Source organism: Gemmobacter aquarius, assembly GCF_003060865.1.
GTDB lineage: Bacteria > Pseudomonadota > Alphaproteobacteria > Rhodobacterales > Rhodobacteraceae > Paragemmobacter > Paragemmobacter aquarius.
Genome location: NZ_CP028920.1, coordinates 73,018 through 91,770 on the forward strand (window position 1 = coordinate 73,018; position 18,753 = coordinate 91,770).

Annotated in this window: 20 protein-coding genes; 5 read left to right on the forward strand and 15 right to left on the reverse strand. The window is 59.8% G+C overall.

What is annotated here, in order from left to right:
• Positions 1-49: 49 nt before the first annotated feature.
• Positions 50-808, reverse strand: coding sequence for an IS21-like element helper ATPase IstB (istB, locus tag HYN69_RS19585; protein WP_108434714.1), 759 nt, complete (start codon positions 806-808; stop codon positions 50-52).
• Positions 809-822: 14 nt separating this feature from the next.
• A complete protein-coding gene (gene istA / locus HYN69_RS19590) occupies positions 823-2,361 on the reverse strand; it encodes an IS21 family transposase (RefSeq protein WP_108434414.1) in 1,539 nt (512 codons plus the stop codon).
• 146 nt (positions 2,362-2,507) lie between these two features.
• Between istA and HYN69_RS19595 the strand changes: the two genes are divergently transcribed.
• On the forward strand, positions 2,508-3,203 hold the full coding sequence (locus HYN69_RS19595) for a hypothetical protein (RefSeq protein ID WP_108437587.1): 696 nt from the start codon (positions 2,508-2,510) through the stop codon (positions 3,201-3,203).
• A 38-nt stretch (positions 3,204-3,241) separates the two neighbouring features.
• On the opposite strand, the gene HYN69_RS19600 is transcribed toward HYN69_RS19595, so the two are convergent.
• From HYN69_RS19600 to HYN69_RS19620, 5 genes are all read right to left on the reverse strand, one after another.
• Entirely contained in the window at positions 3,242-4,513 is a 1,272-nt protein-coding gene (locus HYN69_RS19600) for an abortive infection family protein (protein WP_108437588.1), read from the reverse strand.
• A 14-nt stretch (positions 4,514-4,527) separates the two neighbouring features.
• A complete protein-coding gene (locus HYN69_RS19605; RefSeq protein ID WP_108437589.1) occupies positions 4,528-5,412 on the reverse strand; it encodes a hypothetical protein in 885 nt (294 codons plus the stop codon).
• The gene (locus HYN69_RS19610; RefSeq protein ID WP_108437590.1) at positions 5,409-6,020 is read right to left on the reverse strand and encodes a zeta toxin family protein; all 612 of its coding nucleotides are present in this window, start codon (positions 6,018-6,020) and stop codon (positions 5,409-5,411) included. The genes HYN69_RS19605 and HYN69_RS19610 overlap by 4 nt, the downstream gene beginning before the upstream one ends.
• The gene (locus HYN69_RS19615; protein WP_108437591.1) at positions 6,017-6,376 is read right to left on the reverse strand and encodes a TA system antitoxin ParD family protein; all 360 of its coding nucleotides are present in this window, start codon (positions 6,374-6,376) and stop codon (positions 6,017-6,019) included. The genes HYN69_RS19610 and HYN69_RS19615 overlap by 4 nt, the downstream gene beginning before the upstream one ends.
• Positions 6,377-6,602: 226 nt before the next feature.
• A complete protein-coding gene (locus HYN69_RS19620; protein WP_108437592.1) occupies positions 6,603-8,696 on the reverse strand; it encodes a UPF0149 family protein in 2,094 nt (697 codons plus the stop codon).
• A 367-nt stretch (positions 8,697-9,063) separates the two neighbouring features.
• On the opposite strand from HYN69_RS19620, the gene HYN69_RS22005 reads away from it, so the two are divergent.
• Positions 9,064-9,402, forward strand: coding sequence for a thermonuclease family protein (locus HYN69_RS22005; protein WP_407925267.1), 339 nt, complete (start codon positions 9,064-9,066; stop codon positions 9,400-9,402).
• Positions 9,403-9,440: 38 nt separating this feature from the next.
• On the opposite strand, the gene HYN69_RS19630 is transcribed toward HYN69_RS22005, so the two are convergent.
• Together HYN69_RS19630 and mobC are read right to left on the reverse strand one after the other, a co-directional pair.
• On the reverse strand, positions 9,441-11,264 hold the full coding sequence (locus HYN69_RS19630; RefSeq protein WP_108437594.1) for a relaxase/mobilization nuclease domain-containing protein: 1,824 nt from the start codon (positions 11,262-11,264) through the stop codon (positions 9,441-9,443).
• Positions 11,257-11,643 (reverse strand): plasmid mobilization relaxosome protein MobC, encoded by a 387-nt coding sequence (mobC, locus tag HYN69_RS19635; protein WP_159082590.1) that lies wholly within the window; start codon positions 11,641-11,643, stop codon positions 11,257-11,259. The genes HYN69_RS19630 and mobC overlap by 8 nt, the downstream gene beginning before the upstream one ends.
• 708 nt (positions 11,644-12,351) lie before the next feature.
• On the opposite strand from mobC, the gene HYN69_RS19640 reads away from it, so the two are divergent.
• From HYN69_RS19640 to HYN69_RS19650, 3 genes are read left to right on the forward strand one after another with little or no spacing between them, the layout of a single operon-like run.
• On the forward strand, positions 12,352-13,077 hold the full coding sequence (locus HYN69_RS19640; protein WP_108437596.1) for a nucleotide-binding protein: 726 nt from the start codon (positions 12,352-12,354) through the stop codon (positions 13,075-13,077).
• Positions 13,074-13,793: a hypothetical protein gene (locus HYN69_RS19645; RefSeq protein ID WP_108437597.1), complete on the forward strand. Its 720-nt coding sequence runs from the start codon at positions 13,074-13,076 to the stop codon at positions 13,791-13,793. Before HYN69_RS19640 ends, HYN69_RS19645 begins: the two co-directional genes overlap by 4 nt.
• A complete protein-coding gene (locus HYN69_RS19650; RefSeq protein ID WP_108437598.1) occupies positions 13,790-14,011 on the forward strand; it encodes a hypothetical protein in 222 nt (73 codons plus the stop codon). Before HYN69_RS19645 ends, HYN69_RS19650 begins: the two co-directional genes overlap by 4 nt.
• 118 nt (positions 14,012-14,129) lie before the next feature.
• Here the strand turns inward: HYN69_RS19650 and HYN69_RS19655 are convergent, their stop codons facing one another.
• From HYN69_RS19655 to HYN69_RS19680, 6 genes are all read right to left on the reverse strand, one after another.
• Positions 14,130-14,534 carry a single-stranded DNA-binding protein gene (locus tag HYN69_RS19655; RefSeq protein ID WP_008030505.1) on the reverse strand — a complete coding sequence of 135 codons (405 nt, stop codon included), beginning with the start codon at positions 14,532-14,534 and terminating at the stop codon, positions 14,130-14,132.
• An 824-nt stretch (positions 14,535-15,358) separates the two neighbouring features.
• Positions 15,359-15,619, reverse strand: coding sequence for a WGR domain-containing protein (locus HYN69_RS19660; RefSeq protein WP_108437599.1), 261 nt, complete (start codon positions 15,617-15,619; stop codon positions 15,359-15,361).
• Positions 15,620-15,701: 82 nt separating this feature from the next.
• Entirely contained in the window at positions 15,702-16,433 is a 732-nt protein-coding gene (locus HYN69_RS19665) for a hypothetical protein (protein ID WP_159082591.1), read from the reverse strand.
• Between the two features lie 94 nt (positions 16,434-16,527).
• Entirely contained in the window at positions 16,528-17,103 is a 576-nt protein-coding gene (locus HYN69_RS19670; RefSeq protein WP_108437601.1) for a PIN domain-containing protein, read from the reverse strand.
• On the reverse strand, positions 17,100-17,579 hold the full coding sequence (locus HYN69_RS19675; RefSeq protein ID WP_230426606.1) for a helix-turn-helix domain-containing protein: 480 nt from the start codon (positions 17,577-17,579) through the stop codon (positions 17,100-17,102). The genes HYN69_RS19670 and HYN69_RS19675 overlap by 4 nt, the downstream gene beginning before the upstream one ends.
• Before the next feature lie 148 nt (positions 17,580-17,727).
• On the reverse strand, positions 17,728-18,747 hold the full coding sequence (locus tag HYN69_RS19680) for a hypothetical protein (RefSeq protein ID WP_108437602.1): 1,020 nt from the start codon (positions 18,745-18,747) through the stop codon (positions 17,728-17,730).
• Positions 18,748-18,753 lie beyond the last annotated feature (6 nt).

Sequence of the window (18,753 nt, forward strand, 5' to 3'; positions counted from 1 at the left end):
GGGCAGCCATTTCGCGGTCGCGGGCAGGCTGATCGACGGCTTCATGGAGTCAGGCCTGATGGCCGAGGTCAAGGGGTTTCGTGACTTTTCGGCGCATGCTTTCGCCTGAGAGCTGAAGGCGATGAGCGTTGTGGACGAGGCGGTCCAGGATGGCGTCAGCCAGGGTGGGATCTCCAATGGCTTCATGCCAGTGCTCAACCGGGAGTTGGCTCGTGACGATGGTAGAACCACGGCCGTGGCGATCTTCGAGGATTTCCAGCAGATCGCGTCGCTCCGATGGGGCGAGGATGGCCAGACCCCAGTCATCGAGGATCAGCACGTCCAGTTTGGCGATGGCTTTGAGCATGCGGGCGTGACGCCCGTCTCCTCTGGCCAGGGCGAGGGCCTCGAAGAGGCGCGGGACGCGGTGGTAGACGACGCTGCGTCCGTCACGGCAGGCTTTGTGACCGAGGGCACAGGCGATCCAACTTTTGCCGAGGCCGGTCTGGCCGGTGATCAGCAGGTTCTCATGCCGAAGGGTCCACCCCCCGTCGATCAGATGCGCCATGACGGCGCGGTCGAGGCCACGCGGTGTGCGCAGGTCGAGATCCTCGACGCTGGCGGTCTGCCGGAGGGCCGCGAACTTCAGGCGGGCGGTCAGGCGTTTGGTGTCGCGCTCGGCGGCCTCGCGATCGACCAGAAGGCCGAGACGCTCCTCGAAGCCGAGTGCTTCATAGGTGGGGCCGGCACGGCGCTGCTCATCCAGCGCGCGTGCCATTCCGGCCAGGCCGAGCGCGGTGAGGCGCTCGGAAGTGGGGTGGGTCAACATCAGTCTTCTCCTTCTCAGTGGTAATAACCCTGCCCACGGATATTGGCGTGGTGCAGGGGGCGGTCTTCGGGTCGGTCCTCAAGGAAGGCCCGGTCGAGCCCGTTCTTCAGGATCGACCTGATCGAGGCGACAGATCGGGTCTGGATGGTCAGGCCGCGCCGACAGGCGGCATCCAGGCGCGTGGCGTCGTAGCTTTTGGCCAGGGCCAGAACCCCGAGACAGGTTCGAAAGCCCTGCTCGGGATGTGGCCTGGCGGTCATGACCGCCTCGCAAAAGGCGGTGACCGACGGTCCCAGCTTGGCGGCCTGCGCCAGCATCCGGGCCGGGGTCCATTCGGCGTGCCGCCGATGGGCCGAGGGCATATGATCGGGCAGCGTCACATGGCTGCGGCGTCCGGGGCAGCGGAGGTGGCTGGCAACCCTCTGACCTTTATGGAAGATCTCCACGATGTCGCCACTGATGCGAACATCCACCTCTTCCCGGATCAGGCCGAAGGGCACGGAATACCAGGAACTGTCCACCTCGACATGATAGTCCAACGCCACTCGGGCGCGTTTCCATCGCGCGAAGGTATAAGCGGCCTGCGGCAACGGCTGGAGATGCGGCCGATCGAGCGTCGCGAAGAGATCGGCCCGGCTGGCGCCGTAGCCGCGCATGACCCGCATGTTCAACTCATCCAACAACTGCCGGATCGCGGCATTCAGCTCCGCCAGAGAGAAGAAGCGCCGGTTGCGCAGCCGCGCCAGGATCCAGCGTTGCGCCACCTGCACCGCAACCTCGACTTTTGCCTTGTCGCGGGGCTTGCGAGGCCGGGCTGGCAGGATCGCCGTGCCATAATGCTCCGCCATCTCGGCATAGGTCCGGTTCAGTCCGGGATCGTAGCGGTCCGGCTTCAGCACGGCCGACTTCAGGTTGTCGGGCACGACCACCTTGGGCACGCCACCCAAGAAGGTGAACAGCCTCACATGGGCACCGATCCAGTCTTCAAGGCCCTCCGAGGCGACCGCTTCGGCATAGGTGTAGTTCGATGCGCCCATCGCGGCGACGAACAGCTTCATGGGCTGCACTTCACCGCTTGCCGGGTCTATGACGTCGATCGTGTCGCCGGCAAAGTCGACGAAGACCTTCTCGCCGCCAACATGGGTCTGCCGCATCGTCGGGCGAACCCGCCCTTTCCAGGCGTCGAAATGGGTGCAGAACCATGTGTAGCCAAAGCCTGCCGGATGGGCCGCACGGTATTCTTCCCACAGCAGCATCCGGGTCACCCCGGGACGGCGCAGCTCTCGGTCGATGCTGATCCAATCCGGAAACGGCCGCTCGGGGGCGGGCACGGTTGGCGCTGCGGGAAACAGCAAAAGCTCCAGCCCGTCATCGTCGAGACCCTGTGGCAAAGGCCAGGTCAGACCCGCCTGCCGCGCCCGGTGCAGGTAAGTTCCAACGCTTGTCTTGCTCAGCCCCAGAGAGGCGGCAACCTGCCGCTCGCTCAGGCCCTGGCCAAACTTCAATCGTAAAACATCGCGTATCCGCCGCATGTTCAGTCGTCCCGTCGGCATCCTGCCCCCCTCTCTTCAAGGAGCGCAGCTCTATCCTCTCTTTGCCGACCAGGCCTGCCCGCGATGACGCGAAATCGCTGCCCGCGATCGCGTGAAATAGCTGCCCGTCATCGCGCGAAACGGGTGCCCGCCATCATCTGAAATCAGTGCCCGCCATCACGCGAAACACGCAGTCGGTCGCGGTCAACACCGATGGCGACCAACGCGCGCTCATTCGACGTTCGCCCCTGCCACCGGCAGCGGTTGCCGAACTCACAAACTGGCTCAATGAGAATTTCGAGAATTTGCAGACGGCAGTGCAGGAGAACCGGCTGCTTGCCGTAATTTCTCCGTTGGCGCTCCGTTTCTCCACGTCCCGCGCGATCCAGGCGATCAGCATTCAGGATTTAGTTCCCCGTGCTCTCCAAGAGTGGGTGGCGGGTAGATCCTATGCCGTGATCTTCGACACACTGGCTGAGGCAAGAGTTAAGGTCGGGCGTGACCATGTCACCGTCGAAGATGCTGTTGCGTTGTGTGAGAGCGGCTTTGGCTACGATGTTGCGATGATTGCGGCATCGATAGCGGATCTGACCGAGGAACTGGACGACGCACTGCACATGGGCACCAGCCTGCTGCAAAAGCAGATCAAGTACGGCCTGACCGATCGCGCGGCGATTGCATTTCACGAGGCCGGGTTCGCGGATCGATACGTTGCGAGTACTCTCGGGCTCGTCTGGGGAGATGTCGTCGACCGGGACGGCGTCCGTGCAGCCTGCCAGCAAGAGGAGATCGTACGCGCGGTTCTAGCGCACATCCCGAGCTATTTCGTCGGGGTCGCTGCTGAGCTTGGGGGATGGGCCTAAACTGGTGCCAGGTTTCTGGAGTGATGGGAACCGGCCGGTTACGGTTTGTCCTGCGGCATCGGCGTTTTTCGCGCCAGATACGTTGATGAGACAAATTCCACAAATGCCGATGCTGAGTTCACGGCAAGTCGAGCATGCCTTGCCGTCAGCCCACGGTGTACCGACGAACGCCCATGGCCAGTGCCATAGAGCTTCCTCAGCTCCGCGAGGCCTTTGGTGATCTGCCCTAGACTGCTCAACGTGCGCTTGATTGTCTCTGCACCCTTCGCCTCGTCCGATATTCCTTCTGGTACAAGCTTGAGTGCCTTCAAAACTGCCTTCGTCAGGTCAGGCATGTCAGGATTGGCGGGCAACGGGATGTTCAATGCGTCAACGATATGCTTGCAACACGTCTCGACCATTTCCTTTGCCGTGCCGATGGCCAACGCCGGGTCCGTGTCGATAGCGGCCTCGATACGTTCGAGTTCTTGATGCATCCAGCTGCTTGAAAGGATGGCGGCGGACGCCCGCATGGTCTGAAGGGATCGGAGCAGCACCGGCTCAAAAGGTTCGGCTCGGTAGCGTATATCGCCCGCGAGGGTTTCTCGCTCGACCAAAGTCCAACTTGTGCGTCGCAACTCCTCGTTCATGCGCTGCACCATGGCGGATGCCAGCTTCCGATCCGGTCTGACTTTTGGTGCAACCAGACGCTCGACGAAGGCCAGAAACGTTACGTCGGGGCCTCCGAGCAAATTGAACCGCTCATCTGTGAAAATCCAGTCGTCTGGCCAATCCTCGGGATTGTTGACCCTATGCTGCCAGATGTCTTGGCCGGCTGTCTTGAATCGACTGTCGTGAGACGGCATCACATCAAGGTCAAATACCGGTGCAAGGAAATCGACATCCGATAATTCGCCACGCCAAGGGACATCTTCCTGTCGCAGCAGATCAATGATGGCGCGCCTGACTGAATAGGAAACCGGCCCACCTTCCAGATCCGGGCGGCCTGGCATGGAGACGATCATTGGTGACAAGGCGACGGAGTACCAATCAGTACCAAACTGACTGGCCGCTTCTTCCAGGCGCTTGACTATGACTCCTTCGAGTGCTGTCTTGCGATCGCCAATAGCCACGAAATTTTCAGCGGCAATCGCGATGCGAAGGACATAGCAGTCCGTTCCGCCGTTCCAGTTGTCCCTGTGATCCCACTCAAACTTGCAGCGGCCGCTTCGGATCAGGCTTGCTGCCTCGGTCTCTCCCGCCGCGGCCAGCATCCGGGCCATGGTTTCAAGCACGTCCTCATCGTCAACCGGGAAACCTCCATCACGCATTTGACAACCTGCCCTTAGTATCCCGGATCACTATATTCAGACCAACGGCCCCTGTCGCGCTCCTCCTCCATCTCCGCCAGTGGTACATCCAGTTTCTTGAGATCCATGCTCCACATTGGAAACGGCCAAGCATCTTTGACCTGCCAAACGTCATTTGGCTGGGCGTCCTGAGGTATTTTGCCGCTCTTCTCTAGCTCAATCAACGTTTGGTGGCTGAGGTCGCGCGCAAGCACCGCGCCATCCGTATCCATGAAATCGACCTTGCCCCATGTTTCCTCGATGGCCTTGACGCCCTCCACAGTGAGCAGGCCAATTCGAGACATCGATATGATCAGACTCACAATTGCAGGCGGATGGTCGAAGAAAGGAAGGGTGCCCTTCGCAGCACCCGATCCGACAGGGTCGTTCCAATGGATGGCCCTATCCTCATAGGCGATCACATCCGCATAGAGCTTTCTCTCACGCTCAAAGACGGGTCCGTTTGGCAAAATGAACTCACCTGCAGGGCCATCAAGCGTGTGGCTTCTCCGTGTATGGTCAAGATATTCTTGGAGCTGTGCCCTGTGCATCGGCTTCCACTTTACGGCCTCAGCATAGATTAATCTGTCGTGGTGACTGTAAAACCGTTTCAGCTGTTGGCGTAGAACGTCCCCGTGCCGTGCGGGTGGTGCGCGAAAAACGTCAAGAAGAATCAAAATCTTTGCCGCCTCTTCGGTGGCGTATTCTTCCAGTACATCTGCTTCACGCGTACGGGAACTGAGCAGTCGGGCACCTTCCCAGAAACTGATTGCACTCGTGTAAATAATCGTCAGACCTTCCGAAATGAACGCACGCCTATCATCTGTTGGCATGCTGGCCAGGCGGTCAGCCTGCTTCAGGCCTATCCTTAAAGATTTCATTCAGTGTCCTCGATGTTGCTCGCCCCCAAAATATCTGCGGCGTAGGTTCTGCCGATCCAGACCGATGGATTGGGCCTGACCCGGACCAGAAGGCCACGTTCAAAGGTTAGAACAAGCTTCGGGGGTCGGCCCGCAACCGAGTTGTCGTAGACGAGGCCAATATCGGCAAGGTGCACGGCCTCGCGGATGAGGGGTGCCGAGCGGTCATATCGCTCGCGAATCTTGCCTTCGGGCACGTCGTGGCCGCCAGTTCCGACCCGGTGCGCGACGCGCGCTACCGAGAGGTCGGGGCTGTCCACGCCCACATGCATCACCCAGATGGTGTAGCCTAAGGCGCGCGCCTCAATTACGAGATCAAGCTTTGATGGATGCGAAAACACCGTCTCGGTCGCGAAATCGCCGCCAGCGGCCAGGATCGCGCTTCGTCTTTGCGTTGCAATCTCCGCTGCCCTATACGCGGCCTCGGGGCTAGGATCTCTAAGCTCTTCGCGCTGAATGATGTCGGCATTGATGAAAGTTCCTGCAAAAGCAGGCGCCACGCGGGTCTGATAGAGCGTCGACTTACCAGCGCCGTTTGGCCCTGCAAGCAGAATAAGAGTGGGGCTCATTCCTCGGCTTGCGCTTCTGCGGCGATGAGTTTGCCGGAAGCATCAAGACCGACCGCTTTGCCGCTGACGCGCAGCTCGGTGAAAAAGGCCTCTTCTGCGGGTCCGGGTTCCGACATTTTAACCAAGAAACGTTCCGACCAAACCGCCTTCTCCTCGGGTGTGAGGGCGGTCGTCTCAGCCTCGCCCGCCAGCACCCGCGACAGCCTAACATGATCGAACCGGCCAGACCGCTCGATGGCGCGACCGATGCGCGCCCAGTGCGTGATCTGCCCGGCCAAAGACCGGCTCTGGAGCTCTGCCATGACCCGCGCGTCATCGACCAGCCTGTCGTCAGCAATTTTCACAGACTGAGCCATGGGGCACCTCCTGCAACTAAAGGTGGCGCTTCGACACCCAAGTGTCAAGCTCAACGGGCTCGGGGATGATCGGGCAGTGCTAGGCGTGCCGATATGCCAATTTTATCGTCAAAGTCTCGAGCCGGTGGGCACTAGGCTGCTCGCTTGGCGTTGGTCCGCCGCAACTGCGACACCGCACTGCGGTCAGGCTGCTCCCCGCCCTCATCGAACCCCATGAATATCCTCCTCAACCAAGATTGCGCTCTTGGCGATGCCCGACCAGAGCCGCAAACTCCGTCATGTCCGCGCTTGTAAATCCACCGGTGACAATCTCAAAAAGCCGCCGATCCTCTTTGGTCATACCCTTCTTTGGCCATGCGCTCCGAAACTTCTCCATGGCATCCGAAAACCCGCTCCACCATTCCGCCTGCCCCTTCTTCGAGCGGCCGGATATCGTGGCGACAAGTTGGTCAGGGACAGAGGCAACATCCGAGACGGTCTGAGCGCGCATCATGAGAAGGTCCATGAAACGCTGGAATTGCGACGGGTTGATCCGTGGCAAGACCGGCTCCAAAACTGCAGGCAACCATTGGTTTGGCATGATCATCTTCGGCGCGATCACTATGCCGGTCATGTAGCCGTCAAGCCAGTCCACCGAAAGCTCGGTGCCCCGTAAGAGCGCTGCGACTTCACCCTTCCTTTCGGGCGCAGGTGCTTCGTGCGCCAGTTCTTCAAACGTCAGGCCCGGATCGAAGTCTGGATCATCTCGGACCCAGGCTTCAATGGTCTGTTCATGCACATCAAGCATGACCGGGATCTTCTTCAGATCACGACCCTCCAGCAAAGCCATGGCGCAGGCGGCAAAACCGGTCGCATCCGGGTGATTGGCCGTCTCCAGGACATCTGCGGCTCGGGCCAGAATGCGTGCCCACCAATCGCGTCGGGTCTCCAACCATTTCCAAAGTGCCGACTCGGCAGATTTCGCGCTGCGCGCCTTGTCGAGAACGGAATGCGCTGCATCGCTGTCTTCGAACCAGCTTGCGATGGTCTCGTGACGATCCCACCATTCCTCGCTGGCGGTAATCAGATCCCCGTGCTGCCACGGCGGAAGCGCTTGCACGGCTCGCGTTGACGCGAGATCAGCGATGAGGTCCGGTGTCGATTTCACATCCGGCCGCAACCCGGCAAATCCACAAAGACGGACGACCTCGATCAGCCCCGGAACGGGCGGCAAACCTTGGGCCAGACCATCTGCCAGCGCAATTGAAACGGCACGCCGCACATAGTCTGATGTAACCGTCAAAGCGCCGACCTCTTCGGTCATGCGCTCAACGATAGATTTCTGGTCCCGCGCTGTTCGGCAGGTGATGGTATATGCGTCTTTCACACCCTGCCCCTGTTTTAGGAGCAGCATCGCCATTTTGCGCTGCGTACCGGATTGTAGCGCAATGCCGATGCTCTGAGCCCCTCCGCCATCGGGCAAGGACGCGCGGATGCTGTGCATCGTCCACGGCACCTGATCTGTCGAAGGTGCGACGCTCTTACGCATCGCCGCTTTGAGAATGGTGTCCACCCTTGCACGCGCCGCATCGTCGGGCATCCAGCTGCGCAGGACGACCAGTGACGCGAGAATTCGCCCAGGCAGTTCAGCACTTGCAAGGCGATGGGCGAGGCCTTGTGCTGCGGTGAGACGAATGTGCTGTGCTGGGTCAAGCAACCAATAACAGGCCAGTTCGGCATGGATGGGATCACTGCGGCCGACCGAATAGGCCACGACATGATCACGCATTTCAGGCGGCATCGCCGGGAAGCTCTCGGTCAGCGCGTGATGCAGAGCAAGTGGTTCGCCCTCCGCCTGCTGGATAAGTTCGGCAAAGAGTCCTTCCAGCAGAACATCACCTTCAGCAGAATTGGACGCGCGCCGACCAGCAGCAGGAACGACCTCTTCGGCCTGAAGTGCGAGAGCAGCCGGCGCGGGCAAGCCATTTCGGGTCCAAAGCTTCGCAAAGAGCAAACTATGCGCGGATGTCATCCGGCCCTGTCCGCGTGCTAGTTCAAGCGCCGCTTCGACTGCATCGATAAGCGCTTGGCCACGTACTTTGCCGTTTTCACGGGCGATGCGGGCAGCATCAAGTCCTGCTCCTAGAAGGTCGAGCAAACCCTCGTCGCGTGGGCTTGGCTCTGCGATGGCGCAAATTCGTGCAACGATCTGACCGCCCAGAGCCGGTCGATGCAGTAGATCCAAGCCGAGACGTTCAAGAACCTCCGGGCGCGCCCCGAAACCGTCATTGCCTGCGGCTTTCAGAGCGGCCAATGCCTCATCGATCCTGCTCTTCGCCATTGTTCACCATCCTGGACTGCGTGACTTGTGGGGCCAACCTACCAATGCCATTCTGACTTGTCAGGAAGTCACGGCATGATTGCCGCCCCAAAAACTTGAGCAGTTCAGCTAAACAGCATGCCCTCGTGCCGAACCCTTGGTGGCGCTGGATAGTGCCTGATGCAAGCATCCGTCAGCCCGCCGTCGCCACCCACACCTGTTTTGTCCTGGTTTCCATCAAGGAAGCAACTTGCAGTGATATGACGAGCCGAGCGATAATGGTCGCATGTATAGACACTTGAGCCGTTTCAGACTTCGTCGCGCCGATCTCGCTGGCATTCCCTCATCGGTGGCAATCGGGATTGGTTTACTTTTCCTTGTGGGCGGGATGGCTCGAGCCGAGGAAGCACCCATCTTTGAAGCACGTGTCAGCAAGGTTCTGGACGGAGACACCTTCACGCTGAGTGGCGAGTCGCGTCGAATTCGTGTCTGGGGCCTCGATGCACCGGAATGGAACCACCAGGGCGGCTCAACCGCCACGTCGACCCTACGCAGTTTGATATCCGGGAAGCATCTACGTTGCGCTGTTCTGGACGTTGATCGGTATGGACGCCTCGTTGCCCAATGCCTGCTGCCCAACGGCCGAGACATTGCTGCAGAGATGATCCGTTCCGGCGCTGCCACAGAATACTGCCGATACTCCGGCGGCTACTACGGCACGTGCTAAAATCCTTAGCGCTACCTTTATGAGGACATTGAGCGCAATCACCGCTCCCAATCGTGCTCGCCCCGAGCAGGAGTGGATGCGAGCAGCCGCTCAGCGTGCAGTGCCTCTTTCAGCGTCAGCCCGAGCGCCAAATGCGACTTAGCCGAAGAAACAACCGCCCGCGCGATCCACTGCCGCTGGTCTGCGTCATCGAAATCACCAGCTAGCGCATCCGTCCGCCCGCTGGCCAGTTCTGCCACAACCCCGGTGCCATACCGCTGACGCAGCTCATCAGCGAACCGCTCAGCATGGGCATCTCCCCGGAACTCAACCTTGCCATCCGCCTGCATGATGCGGCCCATCGACCCGAGGGCGCGCAGCAACCGGTCATTTTCGGGAACGACTTCATGCGCCCGGGAATGCTCGATCTGCTTGGCCGCCGCTTCATAGAAGCCTTCAAGACCATCTACGACCTTCCGACTCTGATCCGGATTTCGAAGATCGGCATGCCGCCGCCCAGACAGGGTTGCCAAGTCACTGCGCACCCAATCGCGCTCTTCCCAGGCATTGGCGGCCCCTGTCTCCAGACGCTCGGCCATCCGGTCACCACTGAGACCCAAGGAAACTGCCTTGCCGACGATATCTGTTTTCAGCCGGTCGGCGGCACCTAGCTGCAGTTCGACGGCCTCCTTGCCCTGTGTCAGGCGGTCACCCTCAAGACCCGTCGCGTAAAGCTTGGTCTGCGGCAGCATCTGCAGCAGTTGCGCGCCGCGGGCGTCCCCCAACCCCTTCGCAATGTCGACGGCATAGCCATAAAGCTCGTCCCGCATTTCCTTGCGCTCGGCGACAGGCATCTTTCGGATCTTGCCCTCCGCCTCTGCCATCCACCCGCTGAAATGCCGGTCCAGATCGGCCCGCTCAGCCGTCGCGGTATCGCCCGGAAATGGCTGCAACACCCCGCCCCGCCGCAGGGCTTCTTCCGCCTTGGCAATCTTCTCGCCAATCTCCGGCAGCCCGGTCAGTGCCGCCACATGCTTCAGGCTCCTCATTGCATCCGCCGTGCGCGCCATCGTGGCCAACGCATCGTCCAGCGCCTTGCCCTCACGCGGCCGTTCCTCGGGTGCCCGGCCCTCTGCCCGCGCCCGCTCGATCTCTGCCCGTGATGGCCCATATGTCAGCAAGCCGCGCTCGGCGCGCGAAGTGGCATCCAGAAACACGCCCTCCTCGGCCGCAATTGCCGCCATGCGCTCCTTCATAACCTCCAGGTTGAAGGCATGCTCCTTGGCCATGAAGAACCAGCTGTCATTCACCGTGCCTCGGTTGTTGACCACCATGTGGACATGCGGATGCGCCTTGTCGGTGTGCAGGGCAGCGACATAGGACCAGACATCATCCTGATGCTCGCCCGACTGGAACATCTCGAAGGCCCAGGCCTCGGCAATCAGCTTTGCCTTCTCCGGACGGATATGAGACGGGAAGCTCATCAAGAGATGTGTCGTGTGGCCGTTCTTGGGTGAGCCACGCCAATCCTCGACCCAGTCGCCGACGATGTCATTCCGCTCATCTTTGGTCAGACCCTTGGCGTCGGCATCCAGCACGACCCCGTTGCCGAAGATCGAGGCCGACTTCGAGAACAGGTAGTCCATCTGGGCGGCCAACTCCTTGGCATTGGCCGTGCCACCCTTGCCGATTTTCTTCAGGATCGCCGCGCTTGAGCCCAGCGAAAACCGCCACAGCTGGCTGGCGCGAGTTGAGAAACTGAACCCGCGCTTGGGCGAAGACGAACTGCCCGCCTTCACTCTGCCCTGCTGCGGCCGCAGAAAGTTGATCTCCCCGAGAACGGCCTCGGCAACCCCGATGGGGCGCGACCCAAGCTTAACCATGGCGCGCGCCCTCCTGAGCTTCGACAAATTTCCGGAACAGCGCCACGCCCTGACGCCGGCGTTCGGCGATAATCTGGCTCAGCGCCTTCGCCACCATCGGCAACGACCGCCGCAACTCGTCCACCGACGCCCACTGCGCCTTGACCATCGGCGCTCTGCCCCGGTTCGCAGCCAGAGCAATCTGGTTCACGTTGGTGCCGATCTTGCCCAACTCGTAGCGGATTTCTTCGAGCTTGGCGCTGTCCTCCCGGCTGAACTCGAGGAAACCTGAGGCCATCCGCACCACTGATCGCACCCCGTCCGACCGGGACTTTGCGCCAAGCTGGGTGCAGAGCGCATCGAAAGCATGAAGTTCATCGGCGGGCAACCGGCAGCTCACGACCTGTCCTTTGTCCTCCGACCGAGGCCGTCCGCGCCCAGCCCCTTGCTGCACTGCAGAATCAGAAACTTCATTGCCAGCCTTCGCCAAATCCTTGGACCGTGACTTAAGTCTTGTTTTGCGAAGATCTGATTTTACCGCCAACTTCTGCTACCGATTATTTGTAGACACATCGCATTTCCTGCCACTCTTCCTACCCCTTCCTTCACCTCCCTTTCAAGTGCAATCTAAGCGCGATTTATGCTCTTGCAGATTGTGCTGACCTTGGGTAACTCCCCCGCCACCGAATGCGTTTCGCTGATCGCGCAACACACAAGGTGAGACAGGGATCGCGCACCCCCAGCCACATGGCCAGAGGCGCATTTTCCTTGTCGTTATGGGCCTAAAGCCTTGTTTTGTTTACCGTGCGGAGCCTGTCGTTCAGTGTTCAGGTTCCGGAGAAAGGAAGTGTGGGATGCGTCTTGTGGCATCAGGGATGTGTGTTCGGGGTTCCGCCTTGTGATACACGCATTGCGCGATCAGATAAAAGACATACGCATCCAGTAATCAGACAAACGATTAAAGAGATACGCCTTGCGCAATATGATTTGCGTAAGCCGGTTTCTGATATCCGCAATCGGCGTTCAGATTAAAGCGATGTGAGTTAAGATAATAGATTTAAGCGTTCCGCATTGTGAGAAACGCACTCGGAGAAGTGAGGAAGGTGGTATGGGTTACGGGATACGTGTTGTGCTGGTGATGAACCGCAAGGGGGGATCGGGCAAGAGCACCCTCTGTCGCGCCTTGGCTTCTGCTGCGGCTGCACGGGGCGAGACGGTGACGATCTTCGACACCGATGCCTCAAAATCCTGCCTCACGTGGATGCAGGCGGGAAAGGAGGCCGGCAACTGGTCCCCTTTGGTTGAGGTGATCCACACGCTCGACGCCCTCCGGGTGGCAGAAGCAATCGGGCAGATCTATGAACAGCCCGATCAAGAGCACCTCATCCTGATCGACACCTTCGGCGGCGGATCTGAAGCGCAAGACGTTCTGGCGGTCGCAGCTCACCGGATCATCTGCCCGATGATGTTGTCGCGCGGTGATCTCAGCGAGACGCTGGAAACGGCCAACTGGTACCTCAAGCTGCGCGGCCGGGTGGAAAAGCCGGGCGAGCTTGCAGGGTTTTCTGTGTTGCTCAACCGTGTGCCTGTGCGGGTGTCAGAGACCGAGCGGGCGGTGGCTGAAGAGCTGTTCCAGTCCTTGCCTGCCCTTGAGATCTATCTTGGTAGCCGCGCCGCTTATGTTCGGATGGACAGAGAAGGGCTTCTCGGGGTGATCGCGGACAAGACGCCAAACCGGGCGCTTGCTGCACATGTCCAGAGTGCCGTGAAGGAGGCAGCGGACCTTCTGGAGGAAATCGACCAGCTGATCCTCAATCCGGCGGAGATCGCATGATGGCGCAGCGCAAGGACATGATGCGGATCATCCGGCAGGACATAGGGTTTTCGGCCAAGCTGGGTTTTGGTGGGAATCTGGGTGCGAGTGATGTTGCTGGTCGGGCAATCCCGGTGCCGCCGACATCGGTTGATGCATTGACCGAGACAGACCCTTCGTCACCCGCGATTGCGGCGGCGGCGGCGGCGACGCCAGGTGGCGACGCAGGCGAGGTCAGCATCAGACCCTTTGGGTCCAAAGAAGAGTCCCGGGACGAGAAGAAGGTTTTCAATACCCAGAGGGCTTCGGATGGTAAGGCGGCTGGTCTTGCAACTGGGTCAGTTGCGCGCGGGCATGTTGTCCATGTCTCATTGTCGCTGACCACCCGTCAGGCAAGGCTGGCAGAAGAGTGGGCCACGGCTGCGCGTTGCACCGTCCAGTTTTTGATCCGTCGCGTTGCCCAGAGTCTGCGCGATCAGGTCTTCGACGATTGGGAACGGGATGGGATGCCGGAGGTCGAAGAGTGCCGCGGCGCACGGGGCAAGCATCCGACCAGCGTGACCTTGACCTTGCGCCCGCAGTTCGCAGCTGACCTCGCGAAAATCCATGACCCGCTTGGCATTCTTGGATTGGCGCGCGCCATGGGCCCCGCCTACCGCGCCCGGTTCCAGGAGGCTTTCGACGTGGCACTGGCCAAGGCAAAAATTCAGACAACAAACGAGGGAGACGAACAATGACCAGCACAGAAGCCCCTGCCCTCAAGCGGACCATCCCGCCGTCTGAATTTGACATCGGCACACCCGTCGAATGGATGGTCGATCCGGATCATCGCGCGAGGATCCTCGGGGTGACCTATGAGTTCAGCCAAACAGGCGAACGCAAGACCGTCTGGTACACGCCTAACAAGCGGCGCGCAAAGAAGGCATTGGTCTTGTCTGAGTTGACCCAAACGTGAATTGGGTTGGCGCGGCGCAGCTTATCCGCCGTCTTTATGCGGGCTGGCTTCTGCGCCCGCCCGCTGGCGAAACGAAGAGACCCGGCGGCTTGCGCCACCGGGTCGGATCTCCGGGGTCTCAGCCCGCGAACTGATCCTCGCGGTCGACCAGTTCAGGGTCTTCGCCTTCACCAGCCTTCGGGCGGCTCAGGAAGTCGACCTTCTCCGCGATGATCTCGCAGCCGTAGCGGTCGACCCCGGCGGCATCGGTCCACTTGGTGTAGTGGATGCGGCCGTGGACCATCACCTTCATGCCCTTTTCGCAGTTATCGGCGACCGTCTTGCCGAGACCGTTGAAGCAGGTGATGCGGTGCCATTCGGTGTCCATCACGCGGTAGCCGTTCTCGTCGCGCTGGACCCGGCCTTCGGACAGGCGCGGGCGCGAGGTGGCGAGGGTGAAGTTGGTGATCTTGGTCCCGCCTTGCGTGGTGCGGACTTCCGGGGACTGACCGATGTTGCCGGCGAGGATGACGATGTTCTGCATTTGAAGCTCCTGTATCTGGCTGAAGGGACCATCCCTTCGACAAGACCCGAAAGAAGCCTGTCGGCTGAGGCTTGCACGGTGGCCCTTTCGCCACCGGAAACCCCCGAAGGCGGGGGTGGTGCGGGCTGGGAGCGGCACGCGACCAACACGGCCCGGGCCTGAGCGGGGTTGCGAGCCAGAGGCTGAACAGGCTTAGGGGATTGTCAGTCGAAGGGAGGTGCCTGAGCTGGGATCACAGGAAGCGGCAGGGCAGAACGATGACACCCTTCCCCGGCGATGTCAGACCCGGAAGGCCAAGAGCCCGGAAAGAGAGAAACCAGATCAACACCGACCAAGCCGAATGCACCGCCAATCCGATGGGTAGAGGTGGGTCCTGCGCGACAGGCAGGCCGCCAGGATGGGCAGACCAAAGCACCGGCCCGCGAAACCGGTGAGGCCGTGTCGCTTGCTGCGATCTGGAGGGCATATTGGTGATGGTGGTTCCGGTTCGCCCTGACGCCATGTGCCGATGTCCCGACTGTGACCGTAGGGTTGCAAAGAGTGTAGGGGATGGTCGATACCCCTGCCCGGCTGGAAAGAAGGTGATGCGCGTTCATCAGGACATCGAACCACAGGAGCAGATCGAAGGGCCTAGCGACAACATGAATGGCCGACTGCCGGCGCGAGATGACGGGTCGCGGCACGTTGATTTGCTCGGCGTGGCTATTGGTCAAATCAAGGACGATGATATCTATCGCTCATGCTAGGGCCATGCACTGAGTTATAGAAACCAGTTCTATTGCTCATTGCCCTGACCTTCAGACAAATCGACCAAGCGCGGCCTGCTACCGCTGATAGCCCCGCCGCTGCTTATGAGCGGCAAGCCGCATCAGCGAAGTGATCGCCCTGCCCTCGTCCTCATGGCTCTCGATCAGGGATTGGCCACGTGCGCCAATTCTTCCCCATTCACGAATGAGACAGGCACGACCGAACAAGTCGCGCTGAACGCTCAATCGGTAGTAACGCCGCATGTTAAGGGCCAAGTCGATACGACGCAGATCCAGCGTCGTCGGGAAGATTTCTAGCTGGACACCTGAATCAAACATGTAGTGATCATACCGACCATCACCACCATATCAAGTGCAGAACGCGCGCCCACACGGTGTTCCAAGGCAAACCTAAAGGGTGTCATCCCCTCGAGGGAAACGTCACCACATTCGTAGCTATCGTCCGATGTTGAAAATCCAGCCCTGCAGCCCAAAGCGGTGACCTGCGCCAGAGCATTTCCTCGATGCCGCCACCACCCGTCCGGACTAGCAGCCCCACCCATTCAAGTGGCATCGCGACTGCGCTGAACAACCCGCCCGCCGGACCACGCCATCCACCGCCTGCACTGGGGCCATAGAGGAAGTTCGCCAGTTCAGGCAGCGTAAAGCCATCCTGCGGCATCCGGTTGACTGCTTGCAACCACAATTCCAAGTCTCCGCCAGGCGCCTCACCCGTGCGCATGCCTTCGGAATGGTCAAACCGAAACAAAAACGCTGGCGCGATGGTGACAAAGGCCGCCTCTGGGTCTGCCACAAGTGTCATGCCCGGCTTTGTTAGCCGCCAGCCACCACCCATTTTGCGCCCAAGGCGCAAGGATGTGAGGAGGACGCGCAAATACTCCAAAGGCGGGACATCGTATTCATCGAGCACCTTGTTGACAGAATACAGCTTTTCGGCAGTCCAGTTCGGGAAATTCATACGCCGCACGACCCAATCAATGCAGTGCCGGTTCCACGCACCTAATTTGGTCAGTCTGATTTCACTATGCTCAACCTGATACGCCGCGATGGTCTGAAACGCGCGCAGCATCGGCGCACTTGTTTGCACCAAGTCGACTCCAGGATGCGGTCGAAAATTAATAGAGTTGGTCATGGGGCAGCCATTGAAGTGGACGACAAGGGAAGCGACATCTTCGGCAGTTTGCGATTTGCTGGACCGTTGCGGCGGCAAGCCATTAAAGTCCAGCTCAAATCAGGTTTTCATACTCGCGCAGAAAGTCGGCTGTTTGCAACAATCCCTGCCCTTCCAGTTTCAGGACCAGTGCGGAAACCGTATACTTCGGATCTTTCAACCGTGCGCGCATGTCGCGCAGCGCGCCAATTGCAACGGCGTGATCCAAATCCATTGCGTTGGTAATGAAGTCGTCGGGCGACATGACTTCGATGCCCCAACGATCAAGTACGTCCTGCGGGAAATCTTTGAGGTTGTCAGTTACTAGAGTATCGCAGCGAGCAGCTATGGCCGCAGCCAGTACATGTTCATCATCGGGATCGGGCAGCGAACCAAACAGGTTCGCACTTTCGCTCGGTGAAACGATCGCTTCTGGAAATGCCCTTTCGATGGCGCGGCGCTGACGCCCAGGATCAGCCGTGCCTTTTGAGATCGCCAAGATCGCCTTCTCGGTCTCGTCCAGAATGCGCGCGGACCAGTAGGGTCGAAACAAGCCAGCCTCGGCCAAACTCAAAATAATGTTCCGCTTGAGGCCACCCCCAAGGACGCAAGCATCGATGATAGCCGCGTATCGGTTCATCGGGCCGCTCAAATCAGGTCGCCCTCCGCGTCCAGCCCCGCAAGTTCGGACAGGGCATTGGATCGGGCCTGGTCGCGTTCGGTCATGTAGGCGAAAAGATCCTCTGCCCGGACACGACGATGGCGACCAACCATTGTGAACGGGATGTCGCCCTTTTCGAGCAACTTGATCAGGAAGGGCCGGGAGACATTCAGCATATCTGCCGCTTCTTGCGTCGTGAGCTCAGCTTCGACCGGGATCATGCGAAACCCGCGGCCAGTTGAAATCAGGCGCAGAATATCCAGCAAGGTATCGGTGAGCGCCGGCATAAGCGTGATGTTGCGCGTCTCGCCGCCATCGACGGCGAGCGAGAGGTCGACTGGTTGGCCCTCGGTCACCTGCGAAGCGATGATGTGACGAAGTTGATCTGCGTTGTTGATCTCGACCTTCGTGGGTAACCGGTTCGAGAACCGCTCCTTGTGCAATGCCGCCATTTTGCCCTCCTGCATCGCCGTTCGGCGTCCATCTAGAGATGGGTGTGCCATGCAATCGAAGCAAGCGCAATATTCGAATTATTCGAAACGGCCAGTGTCCAGCACTCAATTATGCTCGGGCACTCCCAACCCGGCCGAGATCACAGGGCAAAATCATTCCTGATCAGAGCTCTAACTTCGGGCCAACCACTCTAATTGGCAAAGTCTTGTCTGCAACAATGCCCCGCTTGTGTCCACGAACTCGGACGACCTTGCCACTGGAGTAGCGCCGCTCATGCTCGCTCACCCAGTGTTCGGTCGGTGTCGCGCGGCCGGAAGCCCGGGCCGCTTCGAATTGACGCCGTGCTTCGCGCTCAACGAGGTGCCGTTCGCCGGATGGTCCGATGCGGATGGTAAGATGGGACCGGAGCGTCTCCGTCATCCAAGTCTTGCCGAACTTTCGGGCGGTCTTCGTCTGCTCCGGCGAAAGACTTGGTGTTTCTTCGGACAGAAGATCATCCTCGCGCGCGGCTAAGGCTGCGAACATCATGAAGCCGATCACCAACTCATAGCTGACGTGCCCTTTGTGTTCTTCGAGCAAAGCCTGCACGTCTTTGACATGCTCATCCGTGTCGCCTCGGGCATGCGCCATCAAGACGTTCATCTGGGGTTGCCAAACTGCGTCGGTGAACTCCGGGCGACCACTCGACTTTCTGAGAACAAGAGTTGCCAGCGGCTCTATGAAACTGCGGTCCATCATACCGTTAAAGAGCCGTACGGTCATTGCGCCGTCCGACCGGTTGTCGAACAAGAAGCCTCGTTGGGAGAAGTGCCGCAGGTCAAGACGCGCCATCGTGGTCAGACCCCTGGCAACGCGGTCCACCCAGAGTTGTCGGGCGTCATATTCAACCCAGACAAGTTCGCGCGGAAAATCTACCTCGCGGACATAGGCTTCGATCTCTGACTCTTGTCGAGTCTCCCAAGGCATGCCCTGTACATCCATGCGCAAGCTGTCGAGATAGTTTGCGGCGCGATGATCGAGCAGATAAATGCGAGCCCCGCCGAGCTCGCTAAGGATTGCCCGGCGATTGACCCGGGTTTCTTCGGTAGGAACGTTGCGGCCAACGAGATCAAATTCATTGCCGGGCCGCCCAGTCTCGAGGAAGCGCCCAAACTGCAAAGCAATCGTCTTATAGAGGATCATGTTTGG